We start from the raw sequence: 24423 nt of genomic DNA on the forward strand, positions 1-24423 counted from the left end.
GAACAGGGGCAAGAGTGTGGCGATAGGGGGAAGATGGGGACTTAAGAGTGTTCGTGGGTAAGTCCTGTGGGAGAGCCACCCTGGTATTGAAAATTTGCTGCATAATTCTTGGTGGTTAGCCAGATAAGTTTATAGATACTTAAAAATCGGCTATTAGCCCTCAGCATTTAGCAGGTAGTGCCTGAGCTAAATGCTTACAAATTTTGAAACATATCTGCCCCTTAATAAGGGGTTATTCCTGTTGACTAAAAACCTATAATTTGGCACTTAATAAAATTGCCAACTGCTATATGTTCTCCCGCAATCTCGCCTTTATCATCGGCATCAATAACTACACAAACGGCATTTCATCCCTGAATACCGCCGTAAACGATGCCAAAAAACTAGTAGAAATTCTCCGCACTAAGCATGATTACGAAGTCTGGGAATGCTTGGACGAAGTGGCAACTCTGTCTAACTTCCACAAATTTTTATCCCATACCTTACCAGAACAAGTCACTAAAAATGACCGCTTATTCTTTTACTTTGCTGGTCATGGAGTCGCTCTCAATGGCGATGATGGCCCGGCAGGTTACTTAATTCCTCAAGATGCCAAACTGGGGGATACTAATAGTTATCTGCCCATGATCAAGTTACACGATGCTTTAAGTCAATTACCCTGTCGTCATTTCTTAGGAATTCTCGATTGTTGTTTTGCTGGTGCTTTTAAATGGTCGAGTACCAGGGATTTATTAACCTCGCCAGAAGTTATTCACCAAGAGCGTTATGACCGTTTTATTACTGACCCAGCCTGGCAAATTATTACGTCCTCAGCCTCGGACCAAAAAGCCCTCGATAACTTTTATTTAGATAGCGAACGCGGTCAAGTCGGCAATCATTCCCCTTTTGCGGCGGCATTATTAGAAGCTCTCGAAGGTGCAGCAGATATAATTCCTCCAGCTACGAATGGCAAACCCGCTGGAGATGGGGTAATTACAGCCACCGAATTATATTTGTATTTACGGGATCGAGTCGAAATACCCACAGAAAAATGCCGTCTACGACAAACCCCTGGTATTTGGTGTTTAAATAAGCACGATAAGGGAGAATATATCTTTCTTTCTCCCGGACATGAACTTAATTTACCCCCCGCACCACCTTTAGATCTCTCACAAAATCCCTATCGCGGTTTAAAGTCCTTTGACGAGAAACACAGTTCACTGTTTTTCGGTAGAACATTACTAGTAGAAAAGTTAGACTATTTTGTCAAAGCTAATCCCCTAACAGTGGTGTTGGGTGCTTCTGGTTCGGGTAAGTCTAGCTTGGTCAAGGCCGGATTAATTCCCAAACTACGGCAAGATAATACCGAGAAATGGTGTATTTTGCCACCCATCCGTCCTGGTGAGACTCCCTTGCAAGGGTTAAATAAGGCTTTAAGGGATGCCCAATTACCAGAGGTAGCAGCCCAAAACCCCCAGCATAACCTGGCAATGACCATTGATGTTTGGGAAAAAAATAACCCCAACTCTAAGTTATTACTGTTTATTGACCAAAGCGAAGAAATTATTACACTCTGTCAAAACTTAGATGAGCGTCAGGAGTTTTTCCAACAGATACTCACAGCCATAAATGGCCATCGGGATAAATTACGGGTAGTATTAACCCTACGTTCTGACTTTGAACCCCAAGTCAGGGATGCTGGCTTAAAGTTTATCCCCACAGACTATAACCTGGGAAATACTGTGCTTAAAAATCGTTGGCACAGGGGACGATTTATTGTTCCAGGGATGACACGAGGGGAACTAAAGGAAGTAATCGAGAAACCGACTCAAGCACGGGTGATGTATTTTCAGCCCCACGATTTAGTAGAAGAATTAATAGAGGAAGTGGCGGATATGCCCGGAACATTGCCCCTGCTTTCTTTTGCCTTGAGCGAACTGTATCTGAAATACTTAACGCGACAACGGGAGGCACAATATAGGGGTATTACTATTGATCGGGCCTTGAGAAAAGCCGATTATATTGAATTGGGGGGAGTAATGCGATCGCTAACTCAAAGGGCTGATGAGGAATATCAGGCGCTAGTTAATCAAAATCCCGCTTATGACCAAGTTATCCGTCATGTAATGCTGCGGATGGTTGCCCTGACTGGGGGTGAGTTAGCTCGTAGGCGTGTACCTTTATCAGAATTAGAATATCCGGGAGAGAAAAATGGTTTAGTCAAGGAAGTGATTGAGCGTTTTACCAATGCACGGTTATTGGTGAAAGGAGAAGATACTGATGGTGATCTTTATGTAGAACCAGCCCATGACGCTTTGGTGCGGGGTTGGCAAAGGTTGCTGGAGTGGAAACTACATGATGAGGAAAATTTACTTCTACAACGGCGGTTGACTCCTGCGGCGGTGGAGTGGAACAGCCAGCAACAGGCAAAGTTTCTTTGGCATGCTAACCCTCGTCTTGATTTGTTGAAAAAGGTACTCAATTCTGATGATAACTGGCTGAACCAAGTAGAAGCGGAGTTTGTGCGGCGTAGCGTCGGGCGAAAAAGCTTTAATACTCGTCGGAATTGGGGTGTTGCGATCGCAGTTATGCTGGGATTAGGTACAGGTTTAGTATTCTCCTTAATTGGTCAGAGAGATGCCCTGATCGGTCAAATTAAGGCTGATCGGCAAGCCGCTGAAGGAAACTTACCACATTTAGAAGCTTCGCTTGCCAGTTTACGGGCAGCGAAATCTCTTAAAGATTGGCCGGGATACTTATCCTTATTCAAGCCAGACTCTAAGCTAAAAATACAAGTTACAAAAACACTGCACAAGGTGGCTTATGGAGTAAGAGAACGGAATCGCCTGGAAAAACATCAAGGCACAGTCATCGGTCTTGGTATTAGCCCCGATCACAGCAGAATCGCTAGCGTTGACACTACAGGATTGATCTGCTTGTGGGACAGGTCAGGCAAACTTCTGAATCATGATTGTTTCCAAGGGCCTGAAGGCTGGGTTCTAAGTGTCAGTTTTAACCCTGATGTCAGTTCACTGGCTACCATTACTGCCAGTGTGGATTCTGATGGAGGTATGGGAGCAGATAGCATTGTTACCTTGGGTTTATGGGACTTAGAAACTCAACAGCAGGTTGAGCTAAACCAAGGTCTTAGAGGCTGGGCGTGGGAGGTTAGCTTTAGCAAGGATGGCGAGCAACTGGCTAGTAAGGACGGCTCTGATCGTGTTAGCTGGTGGAACTTATTGGGTGAACAAATATCCGAAAACCAATTTAAAGGAGAACCGCAATTCTCGATGCTAGATAAAATTTATAGCAGTGATGGTAAGACCGCCACTTTTCCAGAACATAAAAGGTTTCCTTCTTCTTATAAAAACACATTAGTTTTAGATAACCCGTCTGAGCCTTCTGATATTACAATCGAAACCAATCACACTTGGATAGAAATAGCGGTTTTCAGCCCTGATGGTCAGCAGTTGATTACCGCAGGTAGAGATGGCATCATCCGTATTTGGGACTTTAAAGCTAATGAAGTTACTGATCCGAGTGATACTCCTAAAGTATCCTACTCGAGTGATGAAGTTAGTTTAGACAGCTTAGACACTACTTTATTCTCGGGATGTCACTCTCGTATAATCGATCAGGTAATTTCTAGCCCTAATAGAAAGTTGGTGGCTACTTCTGCCACAGATGGCAACGTCTGTTTGTGGGACTCAGATTACAATGAGTTAGCCAAATTCAAAGGATATGCAAACGGGGCAATGGATGTCCGTTTTAGTCCTGATGGCAAATTACTTGCAACTGCTGGATTAGATCGTATCGCTAAGTTATGGGATGTAGAGACCAAGGAGCAGGTGGCAGAATTCAACGCACAGGAAAAATATCGGGTCTTGGATCTCAATTTTAGCCGCGATGGTAAGCAACTGGCTATGGTTGACAACGATCAAATAGTGAGGTTATGGAAGATTGAATCATTCGATGATCTGATGGTGCGGGGTTGCAATTGGGTGCGTGACTATTTGGAGAATAACCCCAATATTGAGGAAAGCGATCGCCATCTCTGCGACAATGTTAACAAGTAGTTACAAAAGTTAAAAGTTTTGGTAGCCACTTCAGCCTCACTAACCCACGATTAGGTTTTTTGCAATTGGCTCATCTTTCTAATTGTCTAAGAATTTGCGTTCGCGTAGCGTGACCAAAGGTCAATCGCTTTCTCAAAACTGTTGGTACATAAATGCGTTCGCGTAGCGTGACCAAAGGTCAATCGCTTTATGAAAACTATTGGTATACAATAGCGATCGCCTCTTTCAATTTTGAAGGGAATTACTCGACATGGATGAAACGCGGATTGAGCGCTAAACTTAAGCTATTGCGGGAAATAACAAAAATGACACCAATTGAATTAAAACAAAAAGCCTATTATGCCTTAGTTAAGGAATTAGGGCAAGTTGATGCAATTCGTTTTTTACAAGATTTAGGATGGGGTTTTGGTGATTATACTCAAGAACGTCAACAGTCTCTAAAAAATGTGACAAGATCTGATTTTTGGCAAGACATTCAAGAAATTAGAGCCAAAAAAGACCTTGAAAATCAATGATTCTGTTGTAGCCAGCGATCGCCTGATAAAAACTCCTCAATCCGTTCCTCTGTATACATCTCAATCGGATACACTCCCGCAGGACGCAGTAGAATTCCACCATCAGCAGTAGTCTCTACCAGTAGCATAGTTTCACCCTCCAACCCTAGACGCTTGAGAATTGCTTTGGGAATAGAGAGTTCACCTTTTTTTCCTAGCTTGATGACTTCCATAATTCCAAATAACCATAATCCGGCAAACCGGACTTTAAGTAAATAGTAATCGATCAGGCTTAAAGCGTGCTCGTTTGGCTACATCACCAGAGAAAAGGACATACGAGGAGAACAATGACTATTAATAATCAACAGGATCAGGATCTGCTAGATGAATACGATTTCAGCAAAGGCATACGGGGTAAATATGCTCAGAGATATAGCGAAGGTAGCAACATTGTTAAGTTAGATAACGATGTTGCTGAAATGTTTCCAGATCAAAAATCAATTAATGATGCACTGCGAGCTTTAGCTAATATTATTTCCATCAACACTTAGCGGGAGCAGCATGAAAAAGAAGCGTACGCTAACTCAGTTAATCTTAGTTGAGAAGTAGTGTGCTAAACGCAGCTATGCCCGTAGGGCTGATCGCTTTTAGCGGAAGCTGAGGCCTTTGGCCACGCTTTGCGTTCGCGTAGCGTCGGCTTTGCCGAAACGCTTCATCCCGTAGCGTGGCCGTAGGCCAATCGCACCCAAAGCGAAACCTACAAGTCGGATTTGCTATCAGCAACAGATAGTGAACGCATCCATTCATCCAAATCCTCGGGTTTCGTAAAGTCCAACAACGCTTCCCCCAAAGCTTCAAGCTGAGGGAGGGATAAGGCTTGAACCTGCGATCGCATTTCTGGGGACACTTCGCCGATGCGACGCAAGAGTAGGCGGAGGATGAGAGATTGTTCCCCTTCGTGACGGCCTTCATCCTTAATGTCTTGATAAATTACAGACTGCTGCATGATATCTGTGCGTAAAACCTGGTTAATCAAGTCCCTCTTTAATAATAGCCCTGCTAGAATCCCAGCGCACGCAGCCACATTGCTCTGTATCCTCATTTCTGGAATCGCCTCAACTCTTGCAGCCACCTGACGCAAGGTTTGAGCAGCATCGGGGGTTTGTGTCAGCACAGCCAAGGGCAATAACCCCGTCGATTCCAGAAACGGCTGAGTTGGTTGTTCCCATAGCCGAATGACCTCAAATTCGTGACGAGTACCAGGAATCTCAAACGCTGTCTGATAAACGAGTTCAGAAGTTGAACTGGTTAAGTAAATGACCACTTGGCGCATCTGCTTATTTGGAAAACGGCGGAAAACTCTTAGGCGGTAATCTGCCATTCTGAAGGCCATAGTTGAGTCAGGTTGAGTCTGAAACTCGACGTGAAGGACAAAATCATCAGAATTCAGCAAAATCAAAGCATCCGCTCGAATGGGTTCAAGGGACAGTTCAGATGGACTGAGTTGGGTCATGGTGATGGGTTCACCAAGTAACCAGGAGGCAAAATCTTCCGAAAAGCTCTCAGCGAGGAACTTGCAGGTATTATCGAACATTAAACGATTATATCAGAGTGCCCATATCAAGAATTCTGCTGGATCCCGACTCCCGACTCCCTACTCCCTAAAACCCGGATTATTCAAGTGCTTCATAAAAAACTCTTCCAAAGAAGGACGATTTAACGTCATACTCATCAATTGGGCATCCATCAGCCGCAGGGAAGCTATAAACTCTTGGGGTTCCCCTCGCAATTGACCGTACCAGCAGTCATCCTCAAATTCCAATTCCATCAGCCACCGTTTGATAATGTCTATATTTCCACCTTTGCCTTTAACTCGGTAGGTGTTATCGGTACCCAAAAGTTCATCTAACGCTCCCATACAAATTAATTCCCCATTAGCGAGAATTGCGATGCGATCGCATATTTTCTCTACATCTGACAAGACATGGCTGTTGAAGAAAATAGTCTTGCCTTGAGCTTTCAGAGACATAATAATTTCCCGGATTTGGTAGCGTCCCATCGGGTCAAGACCGGACATGGGTTCATCGAGAAATACTACTTCTGGGTTATTAATCAGTGCCTGGGCCATACCGATGCGCTGGAGCATCCCTTTAGAATACTGACGTAGTTGTTTCTTGCGTGCTGCTGATTGGGACAATCCTACTAGTTCTAACAGTCGAGGAATGCGTTTACGTTTTACCTCATGGGGAATTTCAAATAGTCCAGCGGTAAAGTGCAAAAATTCCCAGCCAGTGAGATAGTCATAGAAGTAGGGGTTTTCTGGTAAGTAACCAATGCGCTGCTTGACTTTAACATTACCAAGGGGATGTCCCAGTAACCATCCTTGTCCGCCAGTAGGACGGACAATTCCTAGTAAGGTTTTTAAGAGGGTAGTTTTCCCGGCTCCATTTGGACCGAGTAATCCAAAGGTTTCTCCCTGATAGACGCTGAGGGAGCAATTTTTCAGGGATTCAATTTTTTGATTGAGCCAGAAGCCGGTGCGGTAGACTTTGCGCAGTTGGGAGGTCTGAACCACTGGGATTGGTTCAGAGGTAGTTAGTTGGGGGGGTAAAGTGAGAGTAGATTGCTCCATCCTGTTGCTGGGAGATGAGGATATAATCTATACTTATTTATTCCCTATTTTGGTTACTTTTGTATCTATTATGAATAAAATCCATGATATCTGATCCGGTAGGGTCTTGCTGAATGTTTACGGTCAGTGTTGCTGGATCACTCTTGAGCGAAAAAGTCTACTAACTGCTGATCAACCTCAGGATTGTATAAGCGTAAGTAATTCCAGTAATTACCCAAAACTTGCTTGACATAGTTTCTGGTTTCACCAAAGGGTATAGTTTCCACAAATTCATCTAAATCAATGGGTTCATTTCCCTTGAGCCATTTCCCTACATTACCTTGACCAGCATTGTAACTAGCAATAGCGAATGCGGAGTTATCCTCATACACGCGATGGCTATGGGCGAGAAACCAGGTTCCTAGTTTAATATTATCGTTGGGATTATCGAGTTTATAGTCGTTAAAATTGATGGATTGCCCTACCCAAGCTGCAGTACTGGGTAACATTTGCATTAAGCCCATGGCACCAGCAACTGATGTAATGTTTGGCTCAAATCGAGACTCTTGACGCATTAAGGATATAACCAGTAGAGGATTAATGTCACGCTGTTTTGACTCAGTTTCGATTACCTCTATATAGGGAAAGGGATAGAGGGCTTGCCAGTAAGCGGGTTTTTTCCTGATTTTCTGATACTGCTCCTGTTCTTGGGAGGTTTCTCGGTCTTCGAGAGTCTCTACCTCGGAAATGCCTTTGAGGTATTCTCCCATCGCTAGCCTGAACAAGCCATCAGTAAACTGTTGGGGCACAGTGGGCTTGAGGCGAGTTTGAAATTCCCCTTGCCATAGGCTCCAAGCATCCTGGTCTTGACCAAGCTGATACAATTCCTTCAAAGCTGCTGAGCCCACAGGTAACTCGGGTCGCACCGTTGGCCAGTTTACAGTAAGGGATGACTGGCGCAGTGTGCTAAAGTCTCCCACATCCCAACCCAACTGTACCGCTGAGCGCCAAGCATAGTAAGATTGAATATGGTTGGTAATCACCTGCTTAAACGCTGCTTCGGCTTCCTGCTTCCGTCCTAGCTGAGTTGCCCATTTTCCCGACCAAAACCCTGCTCTACGGGCGATCAGACTGTGGGGATTATCCTTAAGGATCGGCTGAACGTTATGCCAAGCTGTCAGGATGTCTCTGTTTTGTGCCGCCTCTTGAGCCATCTGCCAGCGATAGTCCGCTGCCGCATCAGAATTGCTATAGTTGTTGATTAATAATTGATAGGCTTGCTCAGCAGCGTTGGGACTTTTGAGTTGTTCGAGAGTTTTGGCTTTGGCCAAAAGTGCCTCAGCAGCTCGGTCGGGAAAGCGATCGATAACTTGGTCGAAATACGGTATCTTGTCAATGGGTGGTTCTAGTGCAGCGAGTTGGAGATAAGCCAAAGGGGTTTCTTTCGCATCGGGAAATTCCTCGACCATCTTTTTATAAGCCAGTTTCGCTGCTCTGGGCTTTTGGGCATACTGAAGTCCTCTAGCCCCTAGGTAAGTATGCTTAGGTGTTGGTTTAGCATTGCCATAAGCAGCACTGGCTTGAGCATATTTGCGGTCTTTCCAATAGGCTAATGCGATCGCTTCCCAATCTTTCGGCTGGATTATAGCACGATTTTTCTCATCGACAGATTTCCCGTAGTTACTCACTAGTTTATCTAGCACTAGGGTAACCCCCGGTTGGTCAAAGGTATACCTGGCTAATAACAGCATCAGTTCAGGTTGATTAGGCTGATCCTTGAGGTCTTGCTGGATTAATTCAATGATGCGAGGATGAGAAGGATAGTTTTTCAGTGCTCGTTCCCAGTATTTGGGCTCTTCCGCAGAGAAGTCATACATCTGCTGTATTTTTGCCAACCAGGGCTGCTCAGAAGTCGAGATGGTGCTGGCATATTTCGGAGCAATAGATTCCTTTTTTGGTTTGCGGTAGGGTGAATCATCTGACTTGAAGGCATACAAGGCTTCAGCTGCCACTGGCTGATTACCATAGCGTTGGAGCAACTCCTGCCAAGCTTGTTGGGCTTGAGCTTTGTCCCCAGTGAGTTGGTAAGCCTGTGCTCGTTTGAGCACAATCTGTCCTGCTAATACTGGATATTCCCACTCTAATTTATCTAACCAACGCAATGCCTCCGTTCCCTGCTGCCCAGCTATGGCATCAACGGCCAATAGGTAACGAGCACGGCCACGATTGAGGGATTTTGGTCTAGTTGCGATCGCTTCGAGTTGTGCCACCCGCTCCTCGGGGGATTGGGATGCTAGTTTTAGGACTGTAGTGTCCCTAGGATCTCTGCGCCCCATGATTTGCTGGGGGAGCAAAACTACCCAATTCGTTAATCCTCGCGGGTTCTTGCGATCAATTAACGCGAAGATGGTAATCGAGATCAGCAGTAGGCTCAATCCCACACTAGACGCTAGTAGGATTTGTCGTCTGGTACGCTGGCGCAATTGCTGGCGCAATAAAGGATAGTAGCGGGAGAATTTCAAACGAGACCGTTTCATAGAGCCTCCTGGTGATGCACGTCCATAGTAGGATGGGATTTTGGGAATAGAAAGCTCTGTGACATCATCTGCGGGAGCATTGGTATTGTTAAGCTTGAGTAATTGGTAATTATGATGACTCACCGGGCTATTACCCATGCACCATTACTCTGACCGAAAAACACCTTTAACTATAAACACTACTGAAACAACCGGATAGGATCTGGCATTTCAATCCAACGTCTGACATTTCAACCTCTTTTCCTTTAACCATATTCAAAGGATCGATCGACAACCCCACAACTGTGCTGTGATTTGATAGGACACTTATGGAACGCGGAAAAATAGTCGCTATTATAACTGGAGCTATATCGATATTGCTAGCGATCGCTTACTTAATTATTGTCCAGCTGCTAGATTTTCGAGGAGAGATGATCCCTGCTCCAGTTAGCCAATCATTAGACTGGGGATATTGGATGGGATATTTTTACCCAGGTATTGCGCAATGGTTAATCCCTTAATAAACCTATAAGTGTGAATGAAACTTCCCGCGCGTTTACACACAGGGATGATCCGGCAAGAGAAATACTATTCCCTTGCCGGATCGTTGCCCTAGGTTAGGATATACCCTGTTCTTTAGCTGATTCTAGTTGGCTGTATCCCGCAGTGCTGCCAGGACCGTCTCATGAATCACACCATTGCTGACAACCACACCCTGATTTTCAACTAGCTTAGAACCGATAGAAAAGTTCAGGGGCTTGCCATGCATATCTGTAACAACCCCACCAGCTTCCTCTACAACAATGGTGCCTGCAGCATGGTCCCAAATTTTCTCACGGTAGTTGGGATACTTCGAGGAAGGTAAACGTAGGTAAAGGGCGGCATGACCAGAGGCAACCGCACCATACTTAGCCTGAGAATCCATCCGCAGGGAGTCTGCAGTAATTCCCACCGCTTTAGCGACCAAATCTTGCCGAGAATGGTCCCCATGACCAGATTCCACGCTTTCGACGAACCGGAGTTCTGCTGTATTCTCAGCATCAGTCACTTGAATCGACTGGGGTTCCCCACCATTAATAGGTACCATGGTGGCTCCCTGACCCCGTACTGCTACAAATAGAACACCCCGCTCTCCATCTGGTTGTGCTAGGTTCACGGGTAACGCTGGGCAAGCTAGCACTCCTACTTTCACTTCACCTTGTTCTACCAAAGCCAAGGCTACGGCATATTGATCCTTACGCAGAAACCCTTTGGTGCCATCAATCGGGTCTAAGGTCCAGTAGCGAGGTCCAATCTCACCATTGCCTCGATTAATCCAACTAACCACTGCTTCAGGAGTAGCATCATTAGTGACAGATTGCACATAACTGGTTACCTGTGCCAACTGATTCGCCATGGTTGGTTCCACCAAATCAGCAGCATCTTCTTCACCCACTACTGGATCATTAGGAAAAGCTTGGCCAAGTAAGCGGCAAATCACTGCCTGAGAGCCATAATCGGCAACAGTGACAGGACTTTTGTCACTTTTTTCCATAGCTTCAGTCACCCGTTCACTCCGGACTTGCTCACAAATTTTGGCAGCGGCTAAGGCTGCCTCAATGGCAACTTGTTTCTCTTGTTGATAAGACATTGTAAATAACTGCTCCTAAGGGCGAAAAGATTTTTGGAAGTTTTTTTTAGTCATAGGTAATAGGTATAGCTAATAGCTAATAAACCCTTAAGTAATCAAAATTAGGTAAGCATTCAGCTATCAGCATTCAGTTATCAGCCATTGGCTACTTGAGGTGCTTATGGGTTATGAGCAAGCTACGGAAACAGGTTTTGAATAAAATAAGCTGACCGCTGACCGCTGACTGCTGAATACTTACAAAATTAGTAATTAGAGATTACCTATTACTGACTAGGAACTCCATTGCTGGCATCTTAGCTAGGAAATTCCGGATTCAGAGGAAATTACCAGGGAATTAACTAAGAGCAGTAATCGAGGTACAACAATAATGTATTTCATCCGAATCATCTGTGCCATTTTCCTGCCACCACTAGGTGTGTTCTTGCAAGTGAGTTTTGGCAAGTCCTTTTGGCTTAATATTCTGTTAATGGTATTGGGTATCATAGTAGGCACTCAATTTGGTTTTCCCAAATATGGTGTAGTGGCTGCCATACTCCATGCTGTATGGGTGACTGCTAATCAATATCAGGATTAGACTGTTTAATAGGGACGAGCGCCCTAACCGAACACAAAACAAGGATTATAGGTCGGGTAATCCGACTCTAAGACTAGAAAAATTTGGCACAATGGAAATGAGTACGCGCTCAAGAGTGCTTAAGCCAATCAGCCTTGTCGTAACAAACACCAAAGGTATACCAGAATGGATTTAATTAGGATTTTATGTGCTATTTTCGTGCCACCACTGGGAGTATTTTTGCAAGTGGGTTTTGGCTGGCCCTTTTGGATAAATATCCTTTTAACCCTATTGGGGTATATTCCAGGAATTATCCATGCCGTTTGGGTGATTGCCAAGAGATAAAATAAAGGATTAGACTGACTACAAATGTACAGTTCCAAACAATCATCCCAACCTGTGAATGTGAAGTATAAAGCTTTGAACTATCAGGGAGTCTACCCCTGCCCAGTCTGTCGTGTGGGTCAGATTCAAAATTTATCGTTAATGGAAGCTTTTGCCTGTCACGAGTGCCGCCACATTTTCACTGCTGATCTCGAAAGGCAAATACTCAAAATAACCGATCGGCAGCCCCCAATGACCTGGCACTGGAATGGCAAAAAGTGGACAGGGGCGCATCTAGAGGGGGTTGAATGGGGATGGGTGAATTGGTTGTTAGCCTTGGCATTTGTAGTTTGTCCAACCACGTTAATTGGGGCAGCCGTTTATATGTTTCCGCCTGCCCCAGATAGTCCTGTATCCTGGCTTCCAGCTGCTTGGGTAGGCTTAACGTTTTTCTGCCATTTAGCAATTGTTGTCTGGTTGGTGATGGAATTTTATCAATTTCCAGTTTGGGAGTACTTGAGAATTGGACGGCAGCGAATTCTGGGCCGTTAGTCTTGTTAATTAACTTTAAAATACTGCTGAGTATTCTTAAGAATAACACCCTGAGATTTTAATCCTTTATAATATACAATTTCTAATTCCTAGTTGCTCACGATCACAGCTCGTAAGCATATGCGCTACGCGCACGCGTGCGCGTTCAGCGGTCAGCGGTCAGTGGTCAGTGGTCAGTGGTCAGTTGTTGGCCAATGGCACCTCAAGTAGCTTGCCCATAAGCTGATAGCTGATAGCACCTCAAGTAGCATATATAGTAGCGCATTAGCTGATAGCTTAATAGTTAGGGTTTGCTGAAAAAGTCAATAGGTATTGGATTGAGTCAGCGAGTGTGGAGTCAGCGAGTGTGGATAAATGGTAATTATATAGGAGGTAGTCGAAAGACTTGTCCCTTTATTTTTCGGCTCTTGTCTGCCCAAAAGCCTAAGTTATTGAGCTTTTTCGATCGATTTGCTGGCACTTTTTTCGACCCAAAAAGGCGAAAACCTTTATATGTAAATGCTTTGAGAGTTAATCAGCAAGCCCTAGTTACGACAGCTTTAGCAGTTTTCTTGTAGGTTTAGTAGAATTTATAAACCAATTCACGACGGCAATAACATAGGGGGTTGGTAGTGCTAATCATAGGCTCCCGTAGCGGCTCTGTTCGCGTAGCGTGGCCTTTGGCCTTAAGAGCATCATAACCCATGGCTCTACAACCTTTTGGCTGAGCTGATTTCCTATAGCAACAAATTATAGTACTTATGTCAAGTTCGACTGATTAGTTATATTTATAGTTTGCTCACAACACTTTTTGATCACTGATTGACCGTAGGTCACCAGGGGCGCGTTCGGTATGATTAAAGAATGTGCAATTTTTGTACAGTCCATAGTTAACTAATGCTTATGAGCACAGAAAGCCTATGATTGGATAAAAAGTATAGACTAAATCATTCAAAGACAACTGCTGGAACTCTCGTCTTTGGTTTTGGTGCTATGCTGATCGGAAGCAGTCTAAACTCGAGCGTACTGTGGCGTACTGTCAAAGCTTACTGTCGCGTACTGTTAAAGCGTACTGTCAAAAGGGAGGTTGGATTTATTTCCACGACCACTTGACCAATAATAGACACATTAAGTGCCATGTTTTCATCTCAATCTCCCCAAGAAAATGGGGAATCTCCAAAAGGGGACATTACGCTGAAGGACGCTAACGGTAAAACTCTCGAATGTTACATTGAGCATTCCCTAGAGCTGGAGGGTTGTCAATACCTTCTGCTGTTACCTGTGGACTCACCCATAGAAATTGTGGCTTGGGATGATGATGAAGAAGACTTAGCTGATGCCTCTCTAGTTGAAGATGAAGCTGAGCTTGACTTGATCTTCCCTGACGCCCAAGCGGTTCTAGCTGAGCAAAATCTTCAGCTCAAGCGCACCGCTTTTACCTTAACTGTTGCTGGTGAGTTGCCAACAGTTGAGGAAGACGACATTCTCACCCTGGAAATTGAAGAGGATGATGTTCCAATGGAAGCAGAGGAACTACAGGAGCTAGCGAGCTTTTATTACCAAGAACAAGAGTATGGAATCTATACTCCTGTAGAGCCACTGCTGTTTTTTGCTCGCTCGAACCAATCTGGTCAACCAGAGTTACTGTCTACACAGGAAATTAAACAAGTTCAGCCATTGCTCGAAGAACTGCTATTCGATGATCTCGAGTAGAAGACAAGAACTCGGCTTGACCCCTTAAACGATTCAGGGGAAACTAGTGTTTTGGTGTATAAGAGTATGAAAACGCTCAAAAGCATCTCCAATAGATTTTTTTATTTCGTTCTGTTGCCAACCACCCTTGGTCTTTGTGCATGGCAGGGTTGGGAGTGGTGGAGTTGGGTGGTATCCCCACCCGTTAAAGCACAATCTTCCGAAGATGTCGCTCGAAGCCTCGTAAAAATTGAGATTCCCCCAGGAACCCCAGGTCAGCAAATAGGCAGAGATCTGGAAGCTTCTGGTTTAATTCGCTCAGCCGATGCTTGGAAACTCTGGACTCATTGGCGGCAGCTGCTAGACCGAGATGGTGAGTTTAAAGCTGGAACTTACGAACTATCACCAACTCAACCCCTGACCAAAATCGCAGAAACGATTTGGAAAGGAAAGGTGATGCAGCTGTCTTTCACCATACCGGAAGGGTGGTCGATTCAGCAAATGGCGGATTATTTTGAATCCCTAGGATTTTTCTCGGCTGATGACTTTATCGCTGCTAGTAGCAAAATCCCCTGGAATAAGTACCCTTGGTTGCCCAGTGAGCTCCCTCATCTAGAAGGTTATTTATACCCAGATACCTATAAGTTACCCAGTGATGGCATCTCGCCACAAGCAGTCATCCAACAAATGCTTAATCGATTTGAACAGGTAGCCTTACCAGTATACGAAAAAGGTCAGTACAAAACCCAGCTTAGTATCAATGATTGGGTAACATTAGGGAGCATCGTCGAGAAGGAAGCAGTAGTTGCTGAAGAACGCGATCGCATTGCTGGTGTCTTTACTGAACGGTTGCGGCGAGGGATGAGATTAGAAACGGATCCCACCGTTGAATATGGATTGGGGATTCGACAAACTGCTGATCAGCCCCTGACCTACAAGCAAGTGCGGCAACCCTCCCCTTACAATACCTATCTCAACCCAGGATTACCGCCGACCCCGATTGCCAGTCCTGGCATAGGGAGTTTGAAAGCAACCCTTGATCCCGAAGACACCGAATACTTGTTTTTCGTGGCTCGTTACGATGGCACTCATGTTTTTAGCAAAACCCTAACAGAACACGAAGCCGCTAAAAATGCTATCCGTAGAGAACGGCGAGCCAAACAATAAACCACAACAATCAGGGTTAGTAAAAGCTAATCGAAAATGTCGCAGAGTCTACCAAAAACTCTTATTATTTGTTAGACTTAAATTAGGGTAACACCGACAGGGATTATTATGTAACTTAAATTAAAGCCGAAAACCAAGGGTTTAATCGTTGCGCTCTCTATTCCGGTGTTATAACTTTTTTGACATTTTTATGGCGCTCCCAGGATATTCCTGAGAGCTTTGGGAGATACCCCCTAGCTGAGAAATCAGCTTGCATTGGCGGGCTAGGATCTGCCTTGGTAGATTCTGGTAGCTAAAAAGTATCGGATCAAAGAAGCTTTACAATATTGGTTCAATAGAACTGAATCACTTAACCGTTGCCCGCTGCCATCATCAGGCTGAGCGGGCTTAATGCATTGACAATTGACGGGTAAGCATCAAAAATCAACAGAGTTACCAACCTTAAATTTATCAGTTAATTACATATGTCTTGGGTCTCAAAGTTACAACCTGACTTAATCCTTGGTGGCTCCATCTTAGACCTGACACCAGATATTATCCAGCAATATCAGCTCTCAGGTCTAGTGTTGGATGTTGACCAGACTTTAATACCAGTGACCAAATCCCGTGTTTCTCGGGAAATTGAACGGTGGGTAGAGCAAACTAGAGCGATGGTTTCCCTGTGGCTGGTCAGTAATAACCTCAGTGAACATCGCATTAGCCGTATTGCTTCCTCCCTAGATTTGCCTTACATATATGGAGCTCGCAAACCTTCGCGACGCAAGCTGAAAATAGCTGTAGATGCTATGAACCTACCTATAGACCAAGTGGCCATGGTAGGCGATCGCTTATTCACTGATGTCTTAGCTGGGAATCGACTGGGAATGTTCACCATTCTTGTAGAGCCCATACGAGACCAAGCTATGAGTAAGTCTTTATACCCAATGCGTGATTTAGAAGTGTGGTTCTCTCAAGCCTTAGGGGTTTCCTTGACCACCATGCAACAAAACTTCAACAAACCTGACAAATCAAAATAAACTGAAATATAAAGAAAATATTATAAAAATTACTAAACCAAAATTTGTCTGACACAATAGTTAACAGTTGGAAAGAGGGTCAGCTTATATAAAGACCCTAGATATGACCAACCTTTTAAATGGGGTCAGCTTATATAAAGACCCTAGATATAACAAACGCTTATAACTAATAGACAGCCCAGCCTTGAGGTAATCAGGAGCTGGGCTGTCTATGATTTGGCATTACGTTACTGAGCTGGTGCGCCAAGCTAAACCACTAGTTAAAATTTAAGAAACATTACTTAATACTCTAACGCCAAGCATGAGCGCAAACGTTGAAATCTACACCTGGAGCAGTTGCCCCTTCTGTATCCGTGCTAAAGGTCTACTAAACCAGAAGGGAGTTGAATTTACTGAATACTGTATTGATGGTGATAACCAGGCACGGGAGAAGATGTCTCAAAGGGCAAATGGAGCACGCTCCTTACCACAGATTTTTATCAATGACCAGCATATCGGTGGCTGTGATGACCTTCACACTCTGGAATTTCAGGGTCAGTTAGACAATCTGCTCAAGGCAAGCTAACCACTAGGTGAGTAACCATCTAGTATGCAAGAAAGCACAACGGAAAAGAACACCCCACGACTAGATAACTATCACTACACGGATAGGATCCTAAAGGTGATCATCTCATCCGGTTTATATAGCGTTGATCCCACTTATGAGTAAGGATCCCCCCTAACCCCCCTTAATGGATCCCCCCTAACCCCCCTTAATAAGGGGGGGACATGATTCCTTTAAGGCTTTATTTATTATTGCCTTTTGCCTTTTGTCTTAATCTGCCTTAATCCCTGTTACCGATTCCCCATTCAAGATCTTGAACAGTATGTTACCGAATCAAATAAGATTGCTGTAGCATAGGGGAATTGGCTGACAGGGGAATTCAACAGTGAAATTTGCGTTTATAATAGACCCTCTCCCGAAACTTGATCCCGGTCATGATACTAGTGTGGCACTGATGGAAGCCGCACAGGAATTAGGTCATGAGGTTTGGGTCACTCAGGCTCAACAATTGAGTGTTATTAAGGGTCAGGCTTGGGGACTTCTACAACCTGTGCAACTAACTCCAGCCAAACTCGATGACGGGCATTGGGTCGTCAGTGAGCAGTGGTACCAGACTGGTAAGGCTCTGTTGAAACCTCTAGAGGAGATGGATGCTGTCTGGATGCGGACAGACCCGCCGGTTACCATACCTTACCTGTATGGGACCTATATCTTGGACTACATTAATCCAGATAAAACCTTGGTGATTAATTCACCAACTGGCATCAGGACAGCTAACGAAAAAATGTATGCCCTCCAGTTTCAGGAGGTGATTCCACAGACTATTGTCAGTCAGGAGAAATCGGTGATTCGGCAATTCGTTGAGGAAAAAGAGGCAGCAGTACTTAAACCTCTAGGAGGGAAAGCTGGTGAGGGCATTATATTTCTACAGGCAAGCGATCGCAATTTTAACTCCTTGGTGGAAATTAGCACTAAACAGGGTAGTGAGCCAGTGATGGTTCAGGCTTATCTGCCTGCTGCCAAAGATGGAGATAAACGGATTATCCTCTTGAATGGTGAACCGATTGGAGCAGTAAATCGCATTCCCACAGGTAAGGAATTTCGGGGTAACATGGCTGTGGGTGGTCGAGTAGCCGCTACGGAAATAACTCCCCGAGAGGAAAAAATTTGTGCCCTGCTCAAGCCAAAACTGCAGCAAGATGGCTTATATTTTGTAGGCATAGACGTTATCGGCGGCTACCTGACCGAAGTTAATGTCACCAGTCCTACTGGCATCCGGGAAATTGACCGCTTAGATGGTACTCATCTGGCTAAAGAGGTAATTACCTGGGTTGAGGCAGTGAAAAACAACGGCGGTTAAACAATAGGATTGGGTAACCAGACTGCTGAGTAAAGTCATGGGATGTAATGTCGGTTTTGGGTCAGTTTTATGGATCAAATAACAGTGCCACGGAACGATAGGGAAGCTCGAATCTGGGGGATGCTGTGTCATCTATCCTCCCTGCTATGGATTCCCCTATTGATTATGGGTCTACCTATCCCTTTGGCTAACCTGGCAGGCCCGTTGATGATCTGGTTAAACAAGAGAAATAAATACCGCTTTGTAAAGGTTCACGGTAAAGAATCTATTAATTTTCAAATCTCGATTACCCTTTACGCTACCATTATCCTGACCATATTTACGGCCTTTGCCTGGGCGTTTTTCATCCTGATTGGTGGAATAAAGGGTTTTGACCGTAACTCTTGGTTGGAGCTGTTTAAGCTCATAGAATTCTGGCTATGGTGTCTAGCTAGTATCCTGGGAATCATTGATTCGCTGCTGGTGACTATGGCTTCAATCGCTGCTCAATATGGTAGGGTTTACCGTTACCCGTTTACCCTGCGATTTTTACGATAAGTCACGAGTAATATAAGTCACGGTATAGTCTACAATGGCTGAGTTTTCTGCAACAGGTGCAACTGAACAGCTACCGACAATTGGTGTAGCGGTAGTGGGAACTGGATTTGGACAAAAAATCCACATCCCTGGCTTTAACGCTCATTCCCGGACGGAAGTGGTGGCTGTCTATCACCGAGACCCGGATCAGGCAAATGCGATCGCAAACCAATATGATATTCCCCATGGATGCGATCGCTTAGAAGACATCCTAGCTTTACCGGAAGTAGAAGCGGTTAGCATCTGTACTCCCCCGTTTCTGCACTACGAAATGGCGAAAATGGTTCTAGAAGCAGGGAAACATCTGCTACTAGAGAAACCCATGACCTTAAGGGCAGCGGAAACCCAGGAGCTTTACCAACTCGCTACAGAAAAGGGTGTTGTCGCTATACCTGATTTTGAATTCCGCTTTATCCCCTCATGGCAGCTGTTAGCGGAATATCTCGAAAAAGACTATGTCGGTAAAAAGCGTCTGATTAAAATTGACTGGTTAGTCTCTAGCCGAGCTAATCCTGAACGCCCCTGGAACTGGTATGCTCAAAAGGATAAGGGTGGCGGAGCACTAGGGGCAGTTGGTTCTCATGCCTTTGATTATATTCATTGGCTATTTGGACCAGTGCAGCGGTTGTGTGCTCAACTGAGTACCGCAATTCCAGCCCGACCAGACCCCAATGCTAGCAATTTACTTAAGCCAGTAGATGCTGATGACACCTGTCTGTTATTACTGGAATTGGCAGATGGTACCCCTTGTCAACTCACTATTAGTTCGGTAACCTATCAAGGGCGAGGTCACTTTGTAGAGGTTTATGGCGATCGCGGTACCTTAGTCTTAGGCAGTAACAATCTCAAAGACTACGTTCATGGATTTCGCCTGTGGGCAGCCACCGCCGGTCAATCCCTGATGGAAGTAGAAATTCCCCAGCGACTAGCATTTGCTGAAACTTACCTCGATGGTCGTTTAGCCCCATTTATCCGGGTGGTTGACTATTGGGTAAAAGCCATTGACAATAGTGGCGTCAGCACACTATCTCTCAAAGAAGGAGTGTACTCCCAGATGTTAATGGATTTAACCCATGAGTCCCATGAAACCAGACGTTGGGTTGAGGTAGATAAGCACAAGTATAGCGGTTTTTAATTAGGTGAGGTACAAATTTTTGGGTTTTAGGGAACAGGGAACAGGGAACAGGGAACAGGGAACAGGGAACAGGGAACAGGGAACAGGGAACAGGGAACAGGGAACAGGGAACAGGGAACAGGGAACAGGGAACAGGGAAAAAACTTGTGTACCTCATTAGGATATAAAAATAACTATATATCGCCTAAAACTACTTCTATAGCTTTGATATTTTGAGAATAGATTTTTTACGCTGAATAGCATTTTTTTGTTATAGCGTTTTTCGCAGTTAAGAGGTACAGTCTTCTTTGACGTTGATTACCTTTATTGATGCAGCGTATCACTATTCCCTATTACCTATTCCCTGTTCCCTGTTCCCTGTTCCCTTTGGTATAGCATAGATTGGGAATAACTAACTGTTAATAATTAAAGTTCATAATTCCTGACGATAATTTTTAAGGTAAACAAAAATGAAAAGTCAGCATCAAAAGCATCAGTTACTCAGCATTATCTCTAGTATACCTAGAGGTTTGATTTTGATGAGCACAGGGGGCATGATACTCACGACCCTAATTTTAGGAGTGGTGATGTGGCGCACTAGCTCCCGCTTGTTTGAACAAGTTAATGGTCTATTCGACTTATCACAATTAAACTTATCACAGCCAGAACCAGAGGTGGATGTCAGAAACGTTGTGGTTAATAAAGTTCGTAACGTTAGTGAATTGACCACTGCTGTGTTTAGCATGGAGGCGGTGGTCCCAACTCGTCAAGATAGAAACTTAGGACAATATCGCTTAGCGTCAACGACATTACTCTACATTGCTTATGGGGAAGTGCGAGCTGGGGTTGATTTAGGGAAATTAAGCGTCGATGATGTCAAAGTCAGCAATGACTCGATCCAAGTGCAGTTACCAGCGCCTCAATTACTGGATAGCAAGATTGATGTTACCCGTTCCCAGGTCTACGACTACAACCGAGGATTTTTGGGTCTTGGACCCGATGTTGCCCCTCAATTACAGATGCTAGCTCAACAGGAAACCCTCCGAAAAATTCAGGCTACTGCTTGTCAGCAAGGTGTGCTAGAGCAAGCTAATCAAAGGGCGCAATTAGTGGTGACTAATTTATTGATGACAGCTGGTTACAAAACCGTAGACGTAAAGCTTCAACCTTCATCACCATCGATGTGTTTGACAGCTTTCCAAACACCATCCTAGCACAACACATAAGCAAGATTATTGTAGTAATTAGAGTTAACTACCGGATCATGAACAATGCCAAAAACGTTCTTGGCGGAACACTAAAGGTGTGCTGCACATCTCCGATGACGGGATTTTTTCGGAACGGAAAATGTGACACAGGACCAACTGACGTTGGTGTACATATCGTTTGTGCAGAAATGACGGAAGAGTTTCTCTCTTTTACTAAGCAAAGAGGGAATGATTTGAGTACACCATCCCCGGTCTATGGTTTTCCTGGTCTTAAACCCGGAGATCATTGGTGTTTGTGTCTCAGTCGTTGGAAGGAGGCGCTGGATGCTGGGGTTGCGCCACCGGTGATTTTGTCAGCAACCCATGAAGCAGCCCTTGATTACATTCCTTTGGAGGTATTTAAGGAACACGCTGTTATGAACGGCTAATCGTTGATATAGCCGTTTTCAATTAGGTAAGGTATACATGTTTTTAGGGAGCAGGGAGTAGGGAGTAGGGAGCAGTGAAGACATCAGATATACAATGAGATGCATCCAATTGAAAGTCTTGGGAAAAGCCCATCTAAGCTGACTGCTGACCGCTGACTGCTGTCAGCTTATTTAATGGGCACTTAAGGAAATCAAAAGATAGAACAGTAACAAGGATATCTGTTTTCCCCCCTTACTAACTCTAAATTTTGATGAGAAAAAAACTCTTAGTGACAGGAGCTAGCGGTTTCCTAGGATGGAACCTTTGCCAGCTCGCTAAAGAAAAATGGGATATTTATGGAACTTATTTTTCCCAGACGATAGATATTCCGGGAATAAGCCTAGTAAAGGCTGACTTGAGAGACTTTCAAGACATGAAGCATCTGTTTGCTGAGATTCAGCCAGCAGGAGTAATTCATACCGCAGCTCACTCTAAACCTAATTTTTGTCAGACCCATCGAGAGGAATCATACTCGATTAATGTTACAGCTTCTATCAATATTGCTCGACTAAGTGCAGATTATGATATCCCTTGCGTGTTTACCTCTACTGACTTGGTCTTCGATGGTTTAAATCCTCCTTATCTGGAAACTGATCCGGTATCGCCCATCAGCTATTACGGTGAGCAAAAAGTTATGGCAGAAGAAGGGATGCGATCGCATTATCCTAAAGTCGCGATTTGCCGCATGCCCTTAATGTTTGGGATCACTCCCCCTACTGCCAGTAGCTTTATCCAACCCTTTCTCAAAATCCTGAGAGAAGGGCGACCATTGAGCTTATTTACCGATGAAATTAGAACCCCTGTCAGTGGCACAACAGCAGCCAAGGGACTGTTATTAGCGCTAGAGAAAGTCCAAGGTCTAGTTAATCTGGGGGGAAAAGAAAGGATCTCCCGCTATGAATTTGGTTGTCTGATGGCTGAGGTATTTGAGCTTTCCCAAGATAACTTGGGACGCTGTCTACAAAAGGATGTACCGATGGCTGCCCCTAGATCTCCGGATACGTCATTGGATAGTTCATTAGCATTTAGTTTGGGGTATCAACCGTTATCAGTGCGGGAGGAATTGGAAGGGTTACGGGGGAAAGTCGGAAAATTCTAGCATTTATATTTGAGTTGTGAACAGAATCCCTTAGGTCAAGGCAAGAGGCAAGAGGCAAGAGGCAAGAGTTAATCAAATATATAACGCTACACCCAAGGCAAAAAGTGTGTTTAGGACCTAGATACAAACGCGCTTATTTAGCGTTCTGAATCAGATGTAAACCTGTATGGTCTTTTTTGATTGGACAATTAAACTTCCGATCTCTTGCCCCTCTTGCCTTTTGCCTGTTGCCTTTTGCCTTTTTCGGTCAGAAGACGTGATTTCCCTACCGTTAGTGCGGTAGTTACCACGAAACAAAACAAATCTCCCACAAGTCAATAGTCCTAAGTGAAGAGGCAAACACCAGCAATTGGTCTTGATACTGCTGCTAACTTCTCTACCTTGGCCTATCGGTACACCTTCAACTAAAAAAGGGAATCAGATGAAAAACTTGCGTGCAATCACCCCATCCTCTTATATTATTGCTGCCTGTGCATTAACCGGAATTTTATCCTTTAGTGCAGTAACTAGCCAAGCTGGTCAAAGTAAGTTCTTACCATCAGGTAACTCTACCGCAACCGCTCAGGTTGAATCAGTAGACAATCAAGACCTACTGGCAGCAGTACCGATTCCCAGCAGTGAATTACCACCAGCCCTAGAAAAGAATACCGTATTTCGTGCGATCGCAAATGGTGGTTTCTTTGGTCAAACCGTTGAAACCCGTCTGCTCAACAATGGACAAGTGATTCAGCAGTACATACGGATCAATGGGAATAGCACTCCCACCGAGATTGCTCGCATTTCCCGTCAAGATGTCAAAGGCTTTGAAGAGTTTCTCAACAAAGACGTAGACTTTGGTCAGTTTGATCAGCTCAGTTACCCTGCTCCTATTGGTGCTGCTGATTACATCAGTGTTACTCTGAGCAGCAATGCTGGTACCACACGTTATGCCGATATTGGTAGTAATCAGCTCCCGGAAGCTTTGCAGCAAGTGATTCAGAATTGGGAGACTATTGTGAGTAGTAAATGAGCGGTCAGTGGTCAGCGGTCAGTGGTCAGCTGTGGCACAGGCTTCCAGCCTGTGACCTAACCCCTCAAGTAGGGTGGAACAGGCTGGAAGCCTGTGACCTAACCCATAAGCTGATTACTGATTACTGATGGCTGATCGCTGAAAGCTAATTACTCCCTACTCCATCTCCTCAGATTCTTCATCTATATCCTGCCCAATATCAAATACAATGATAAATTTCCCATCAGGCATTAACCGCTTCAGAGCCTCCATGTGACCTTCCGCATCCGAACGGTTGCGGAAACGACCAACAACTACTCTTTGCATCTTGGGCAATAGCCGAACTACCGCCCATGGATATAGGCGTTGAGAGTACGTCATAATAATAAGTTATCTCCTTAACTGGGGGACGAGAGCCAGCCTTCCGTGTGACTTCTGTAGGCTGGCTCTTACCGTGGAACGTTTCTTGATGCAATA

At 44.6% G+C, this 24423-nt stretch carries 28 protein-coding genes and 1 pseudogene; 20 read left to right on the forward strand and 9 right to left on the reverse strand.

The window, feature by feature from the left end; translation table 11 throughout:
- Nucleotides 1-260 precede the first annotated feature (260 nt).
- A complete protein-coding gene (locus tag F6K46_RS02495; RefSeq protein WP_293054705.1) occupies nt 261-4055 on the forward strand; it encodes a caspase family protein in 3795 nt (1264 codons plus the stop codon).
- Nucleotides 4056-4222: 167 nt separating this feature from the next.
- On the forward strand, nt 4223-4570 hold the full coding sequence (locus tag F6K46_RS39990) for a hypothetical protein (RefSeq protein ID WP_330359420.1): 348 nt from the start codon (nt 4223-4225) through the stop codon (nt 4568-4570).
- Here F6K46_RS39990 and F6K46_RS02505 read toward each other — a convergent pair.
- On the reverse strand, nt 4564-4782 hold the full coding sequence (locus F6K46_RS02505; RefSeq protein ID WP_293054703.1) for an AbrB/MazE/SpoVT family DNA-binding domain-containing protein: 219 nt from the start codon (nt 4780-4782) through the stop codon (nt 4564-4566). The two genes, F6K46_RS39990 and F6K46_RS02505, sit on opposite strands and share 7 nt — an antisense overlap.
- 114 nt (nt 4783-4896) lie before the next feature.
- Here F6K46_RS02505 and F6K46_RS02510 point away from each other — a divergent pair, with 114 nt between their 5' ends.
- A complete protein-coding gene (locus F6K46_RS02510) occupies nt 4897-5100 on the forward strand; it encodes a hypothetical protein (protein ID WP_293054701.1) in 204 nt (67 codons plus the stop codon).
- A 206-nt stretch (nt 5101-5306) separates the two neighbouring features.
- On the opposite strand, the gene F6K46_RS02515 is transcribed toward F6K46_RS02510, so the two are convergent.
- The 3 genes from F6K46_RS02515 to F6K46_RS02525 form a co-directional block, all read right to left on the reverse strand.
- Nucleotides 5307-6143 (reverse strand): Rpn family recombination-promoting nuclease/putative transposase, encoded by an 837-nt coding sequence (locus F6K46_RS02515; RefSeq protein ID WP_293054699.1) that lies wholly within the window; start codon nt 6141-6143, stop codon nt 5307-5309.
- Nucleotides 6144-6203: 60 nt separating this feature from the next.
- Nucleotides 6204-7181: an ABC transporter ATP-binding protein gene (locus F6K46_RS02520; protein ID WP_293054697.1), complete on the reverse strand. Its 978-nt coding sequence runs from the start codon at nt 7179-7181 to the stop codon at nt 6204-6206.
- Between the two features lie 137 nt (nt 7182-7318).
- A complete protein-coding gene (locus F6K46_RS02525; protein ID WP_293054695.1) occupies nt 7319-9835 on the reverse strand; it encodes a transglycosylase SLT domain-containing protein in 2517 nt (838 codons plus the stop codon).
- 170 nt (nt 9836-10005) lie between these two features.
- Between F6K46_RS02525 and F6K46_RS02530 the strand changes: the two genes are divergently transcribed.
- The gene (locus tag F6K46_RS02530) at nt 10006-10197 is read left to right on the forward strand and encodes a hypothetical protein (protein WP_075897600.1); all 192 of its coding nucleotides are present in this window, start codon (nt 10006-10008) and stop codon (nt 10195-10197) included.
- A gap of 125 nt (nt 10198-10322) precedes the next feature.
- Here the strand turns inward: F6K46_RS02530 and F6K46_RS02535 are convergent, their stop codons facing one another.
- Nucleotides 10323-11306, reverse strand: coding sequence for a 3'(2'),5'-bisphosphate nucleotidase (locus F6K46_RS02535; protein WP_075897602.1), 984 nt, complete (start codon nt 11304-11306; stop codon nt 10323-10325).
- A gap of 367 nt (nt 11307-11673) precedes the next feature.
- Here F6K46_RS02535 and F6K46_RS39995 point away from each other — a divergent pair.
- The 4 genes and pseudogenes from F6K46_RS39995 to F6K46_RS02555 form a co-directional block, all read left to right on the forward strand.
- Nucleotides 11674-11796: pseudogene (locus tag F6K46_RS39995) on the forward strand (YqaE/Pmp3 family membrane protein); the annotation flags it as partial.
- 249 nt (nt 11797-12045) lie between these two features.
- Complete coding sequence (locus tag F6K46_RS02545) at nt 12046-12204, forward strand: YqaE/Pmp3 family membrane protein (RefSeq protein ID WP_070391771.1); 159 nt, start codon at nt 12046-12048, stop codon at nt 12202-12204.
- A gap of 24 nt (nt 12205-12228) precedes the next feature.
- Nucleotides 12229-12735, forward strand: a complete 507-nt coding sequence (locus F6K46_RS02550; RefSeq protein ID WP_075897606.1) for a hypothetical protein — start codon at nt 12229-12231, stop codon at nt 12733-12735.
- A gap of 317 nt (nt 12736-13052) precedes the next feature.
- Nucleotides 13053-13292, forward strand: coding sequence for a hypothetical protein (locus tag F6K46_RS02555; protein WP_293116731.1), 240 nt, complete (start codon nt 13053-13055; stop codon nt 13290-13292).
- A gap of 2 nt (nt 13293-13294) precedes the next feature.
- Here the strand turns inward: F6K46_RS02555 and F6K46_RS02560 are convergent, their stop codons facing one another.
- On the reverse strand, nt 13295-13420 hold the full coding sequence (locus F6K46_RS02560; protein WP_269086964.1) for a hypothetical protein: 126 nt from the start codon (nt 13418-13420) through the stop codon (nt 13295-13297).
- A gap of 431 nt (nt 13421-13851) precedes the next feature.
- Between F6K46_RS02560 and F6K46_RS02565 the strand changes: the two genes are divergently transcribed.
- The 7 genes from F6K46_RS02565 (at nt 13852) to F6K46_RS02595 (ending at nt 20204) form a co-directional block, all read left to right on the forward strand.
- Entirely contained in the window at nt 13852-14427 is a 576-nt protein-coding gene (locus F6K46_RS02565; RefSeq protein WP_293054690.1) for a DUF3727 domain-containing protein, read from the forward strand.
- Between the two features lie 66 nt (nt 14428-14493).
- Complete coding sequence (mltG, locus tag F6K46_RS02570) at nt 14494-15573, forward strand: endolytic transglycosylase MltG (protein ID WP_070391774.1); 1080 nt, start codon at nt 14494-14496, stop codon at nt 15571-15573.
- A gap of 464 nt (nt 15574-16037) precedes the next feature.
- Nucleotides 16038-16589, forward strand: coding sequence for a YqeG family HAD IIIA-type phosphatase (locus F6K46_RS02575; RefSeq protein WP_070391775.1), 552 nt, complete (start codon nt 16038-16040; stop codon nt 16587-16589).
- A gap of 301 nt (nt 16590-16890) precedes the next feature.
- Complete coding sequence (gene grxC / locus F6K46_RS02580; RefSeq protein ID WP_293054687.1) at nt 16891-17154, forward strand: glutaredoxin 3; 264 nt, start codon at nt 16891-16893, stop codon at nt 17152-17154.
- Nucleotides 17155-17518: 364 nt separating this feature from the next.
- Nucleotides 17519-18493, forward strand: a complete 975-nt coding sequence (gene gshB / locus F6K46_RS02585) for a glutathione synthase (RefSeq protein ID WP_293054686.1) — start codon at nt 17519-17521, stop codon at nt 18491-18493.
- 69 nt (nt 18494-18562) lie between these two features.
- On the forward strand, nt 18563-19030 hold the full coding sequence (locus tag F6K46_RS02590) for a DUF4870 domain-containing protein (RefSeq protein WP_293054685.1): 468 nt from the start codon (nt 18563-18565) through the stop codon (nt 19028-19030).
- A 34-nt stretch (nt 19031-19064) separates the two neighbouring features.
- Nucleotides 19065-20204, forward strand: a complete 1140-nt coding sequence (locus F6K46_RS02595) for a Gfo/Idh/MocA family oxidoreductase (protein ID WP_293054684.1) — start codon at nt 19065-19067, stop codon at nt 20202-20204.
- Here the strand turns inward: F6K46_RS02595 and F6K46_RS02600 are convergent.
- Nucleotides 20101-20361, reverse strand: a complete 261-nt coding sequence (locus F6K46_RS02600; protein WP_293054682.1) for a hypothetical protein — start codon at nt 20359-20361, stop codon at nt 20101-20103. The genes F6K46_RS02595 and F6K46_RS02600 overlap by 104 nt on opposite strands.
- Before the next feature lie 361 nt (nt 20362-20722).
- On the opposite strand from F6K46_RS02600, the gene F6K46_RS02605 reads away from it, so the two are divergent.
- The 3 genes from F6K46_RS02605 (at nt 20723) to F6K46_RS02615 (ending at nt 22958) form a co-directional block, all read left to right on the forward strand.
- Nucleotides 20723-21397 carry a DUF4230 domain-containing protein gene (locus F6K46_RS02605; protein ID WP_293116748.1) on the forward strand — a complete coding sequence of 225 codons (675 nt, stop codon included), beginning with the start codon at nt 20723-20725 and terminating at the stop codon, nt 21395-21397.
- A 50-nt stretch (nt 21398-21447) separates the two neighbouring features.
- Nucleotides 21448-21819, forward strand: coding sequence for a DUF2237 domain-containing protein (locus F6K46_RS02610; protein WP_293046451.1), 372 nt, complete (start codon nt 21448-21450; stop codon nt 21817-21819).
- A gap of 251 nt (nt 21820-22070) precedes the next feature.
- Entirely contained in the window at nt 22071-22958 is an 888-nt protein-coding gene (locus tag F6K46_RS02615; RefSeq protein WP_293054678.1) for an NAD(P)-dependent oxidoreductase, read from the forward strand.
- Between the two features lie 150 nt (nt 22959-23108).
- Here the strand turns inward: F6K46_RS02615 and F6K46_RS02620 are convergent, their stop codons facing one another.
- Nucleotides 23109-23255: a hypothetical protein gene (locus tag F6K46_RS02620; RefSeq protein ID WP_293054676.1), complete on the reverse strand. Its 147-nt coding sequence runs from the start codon at nt 23253-23255 to the stop codon at nt 23109-23111.
- A gap of 124 nt (nt 23256-23379) precedes the next feature.
- Between F6K46_RS02620 and F6K46_RS02625 the strand changes: the two genes are divergently transcribed.
- Together F6K46_RS02625 and F6K46_RS02630 are read left to right on the forward strand one after the other, a co-directional pair.
- Nucleotides 23380-23967: a hypothetical protein gene (locus F6K46_RS02625; protein ID WP_293025314.1), complete on the forward strand. Its 588-nt coding sequence runs from the start codon at nt 23380-23382 to the stop codon at nt 23965-23967.
- Complete coding sequence (locus tag F6K46_RS02630; RefSeq protein WP_293116734.1) at nt 23964-24095, forward strand: hypothetical protein; 132 nt, start codon at nt 23964-23966, stop codon at nt 24093-24095. The genes F6K46_RS02625 and F6K46_RS02630 overlap by 4 nt, the downstream gene beginning before the upstream one ends.
- 28 nt (nt 24096-24123) lie before the next feature.
- Here the strand turns inward: F6K46_RS02630 and F6K46_RS02635 are convergent, their stop codons facing one another.
- On the reverse strand, nt 24124-24327 hold the full coding sequence (locus F6K46_RS02635) for a hypothetical protein (protein WP_293054674.1): 204 nt from the start codon (nt 24325-24327) through the stop codon (nt 24124-24126).
- Nucleotides 24328-24423 lie beyond the last annotated feature (96 nt).

The sequence above is a fragment of the Moorena sp. SIO3E8 genome (genome assembly GCF_010692445.1).
Lineage (GTDB): Bacteria > Cyanobacteriota > Cyanobacteriia > Cyanobacteriales > Coleofasciculaceae > Moorena > Moorena bouillonii.

What these genes read in the sequence shown, in the direction of transcription:
- F6K46_RS02505 (WP_293054703.1), bottom strand. Translation starts at nt 4,782, where the DNA reads ATGGAAGTCATCAAGCTAGGAAAAAAAGGTGAACTCTCTATTCCCAAA.
- F6K46_RS02510 (WP_293054701.1), top strand. Translation starts at nt 4,897, where the DNA reads ATGACTATTAATAATCAACAGGATCAGGATCTGCTAGATGAATACGAT.
- F6K46_RS02515 (WP_293054699.1), bottom strand. Translation starts at nt 6,143, where the DNA reads ATGTTCGATAATACCTGCAAGTTCCTCGCTGAGAGCTTTTCGGAAGAT.
- F6K46_RS02520 (WP_293054697.1), bottom strand. Translation starts at nt 7,181, where the DNA reads ATGGAGCAATCTACTCTCACTTTACCCCCCCAACTAACTACCTCTGAA.
- F6K46_RS02525 (WP_293054695.1), bottom strand. Translation starts at nt 9,835, where the DNA reads ATGGGTAATAGCCCGGTGAGTCATCATAATTACCAATTACTCAAGCTT.
- F6K46_RS02530 (WP_075897600.1), top strand. Translation starts at nt 10,006, where the DNA reads ATGGAACGCGGAAAAATAGTCGCTATTATAACTGGAGCTATATCGATA.
- F6K46_RS02535 (WP_075897602.1), bottom strand. Translation starts at nt 11,306, where the DNA reads ATGTCTTATCAACAAGAGAAACAAGTTGCCATTGAGGCAGCCTTAGCC.
- F6K46_RS02545 (WP_070391771.1), top strand. Translation starts at nt 12,046, where the DNA reads ATGGATTTAATTAGGATTTTATGTGCTATTTTCGTGCCACCACTGGGA.
- F6K46_RS02550 (WP_075897606.1), top strand. Translation starts at nt 12,229, where the DNA reads ATGTACAGTTCCAAACAATCATCCCAACCTGTGAATGTGAAGTATAAA.
- F6K46_RS02560 (WP_269086964.1), bottom strand. Translation starts at nt 13,420, where the DNA reads ATGGGTTATGATGCTCTTAAGGCCAAAGGCCACGCTACGCGAACAGAG.
- F6K46_RS02565 (WP_293054690.1), top strand. Translation starts at nt 13,852, where the DNA reads ATGTTTTCATCTCAATCTCCCCAAGAAAATGGGGAATCTCCAAAAGGG.
- mltG (WP_070391774.1), top strand. Translation starts at nt 14,494, where the DNA reads ATGAAAACGCTCAAAAGCATCTCCAATAGATTTTTTTATTTCGTTCTG.
- F6K46_RS02575 (WP_070391775.1), top strand. Translation starts at nt 16,038, where the DNA reads ATGTCTTGGGTCTCAAAGTTACAACCTGACTTAATCCTTGGTGGCTCC.
- grxC (WP_293054687.1), top strand. Translation starts at nt 16,891, where the DNA reads ATGAGCGCAAACGTTGAAATCTACACCTGGAGCAGTTGCCCCTTCTGT.
- F6K46_RS02590 (WP_293054685.1), top strand. Translation starts at nt 18,563, where the DNA reads ATGGATCAAATAACAGTGCCACGGAACGATAGGGAAGCTCGAATCTGG.
- F6K46_RS02595 (WP_293054684.1), top strand. Translation starts at nt 19,065, where the DNA reads ATGGCTGAGTTTTCTGCAACAGGTGCAACTGAACAGCTACCGACAATT.
- F6K46_RS02600 (WP_293054682.1), bottom strand. Translation starts at nt 20,361, where the DNA reads ATGAGGTACACAAGTTTTTTCCCTGTTCCCTGTTCCCTGTTCCCTGTT.
- F6K46_RS02605 (WP_293116748.1), top strand. Translation starts at nt 20,723, where the DNA reads ATGAGCACAGGGGGCATGATACTCACGACCCTAATTTTAGGAGTGGTG.
- F6K46_RS02610 (WP_293046451.1), top strand. Translation starts at nt 21,448, where the DNA reads ATGAACAATGCCAAAAACGTTCTTGGCGGAACACTAAAGGTGTGCTGC.
- F6K46_RS02615 (WP_293054678.1), top strand. Translation starts at nt 22,071, where the DNA reads ATGAGAAAAAAACTCTTAGTGACAGGAGCTAGCGGTTTCCTAGGATGG.
- F6K46_RS02625 (WP_293025314.1), top strand. Translation starts at nt 23,380, where the DNA reads ATGAAAAACTTGCGTGCAATCACCCCATCCTCTTATATTATTGCTGCC.
- F6K46_RS02630 (WP_293116734.1), top strand. Translation starts at nt 23,964, where the DNA reads ATGAGCGGTCAGTGGTCAGCGGTCAGTGGTCAGCTGTGGCACAGGCTT.
- F6K46_RS02635 (WP_293054674.1), bottom strand. Translation starts at nt 24,327, where the DNA reads ATGACGTACTCTCAACGCCTATATCCATGGGCGGTAGTTCGGCTATTG.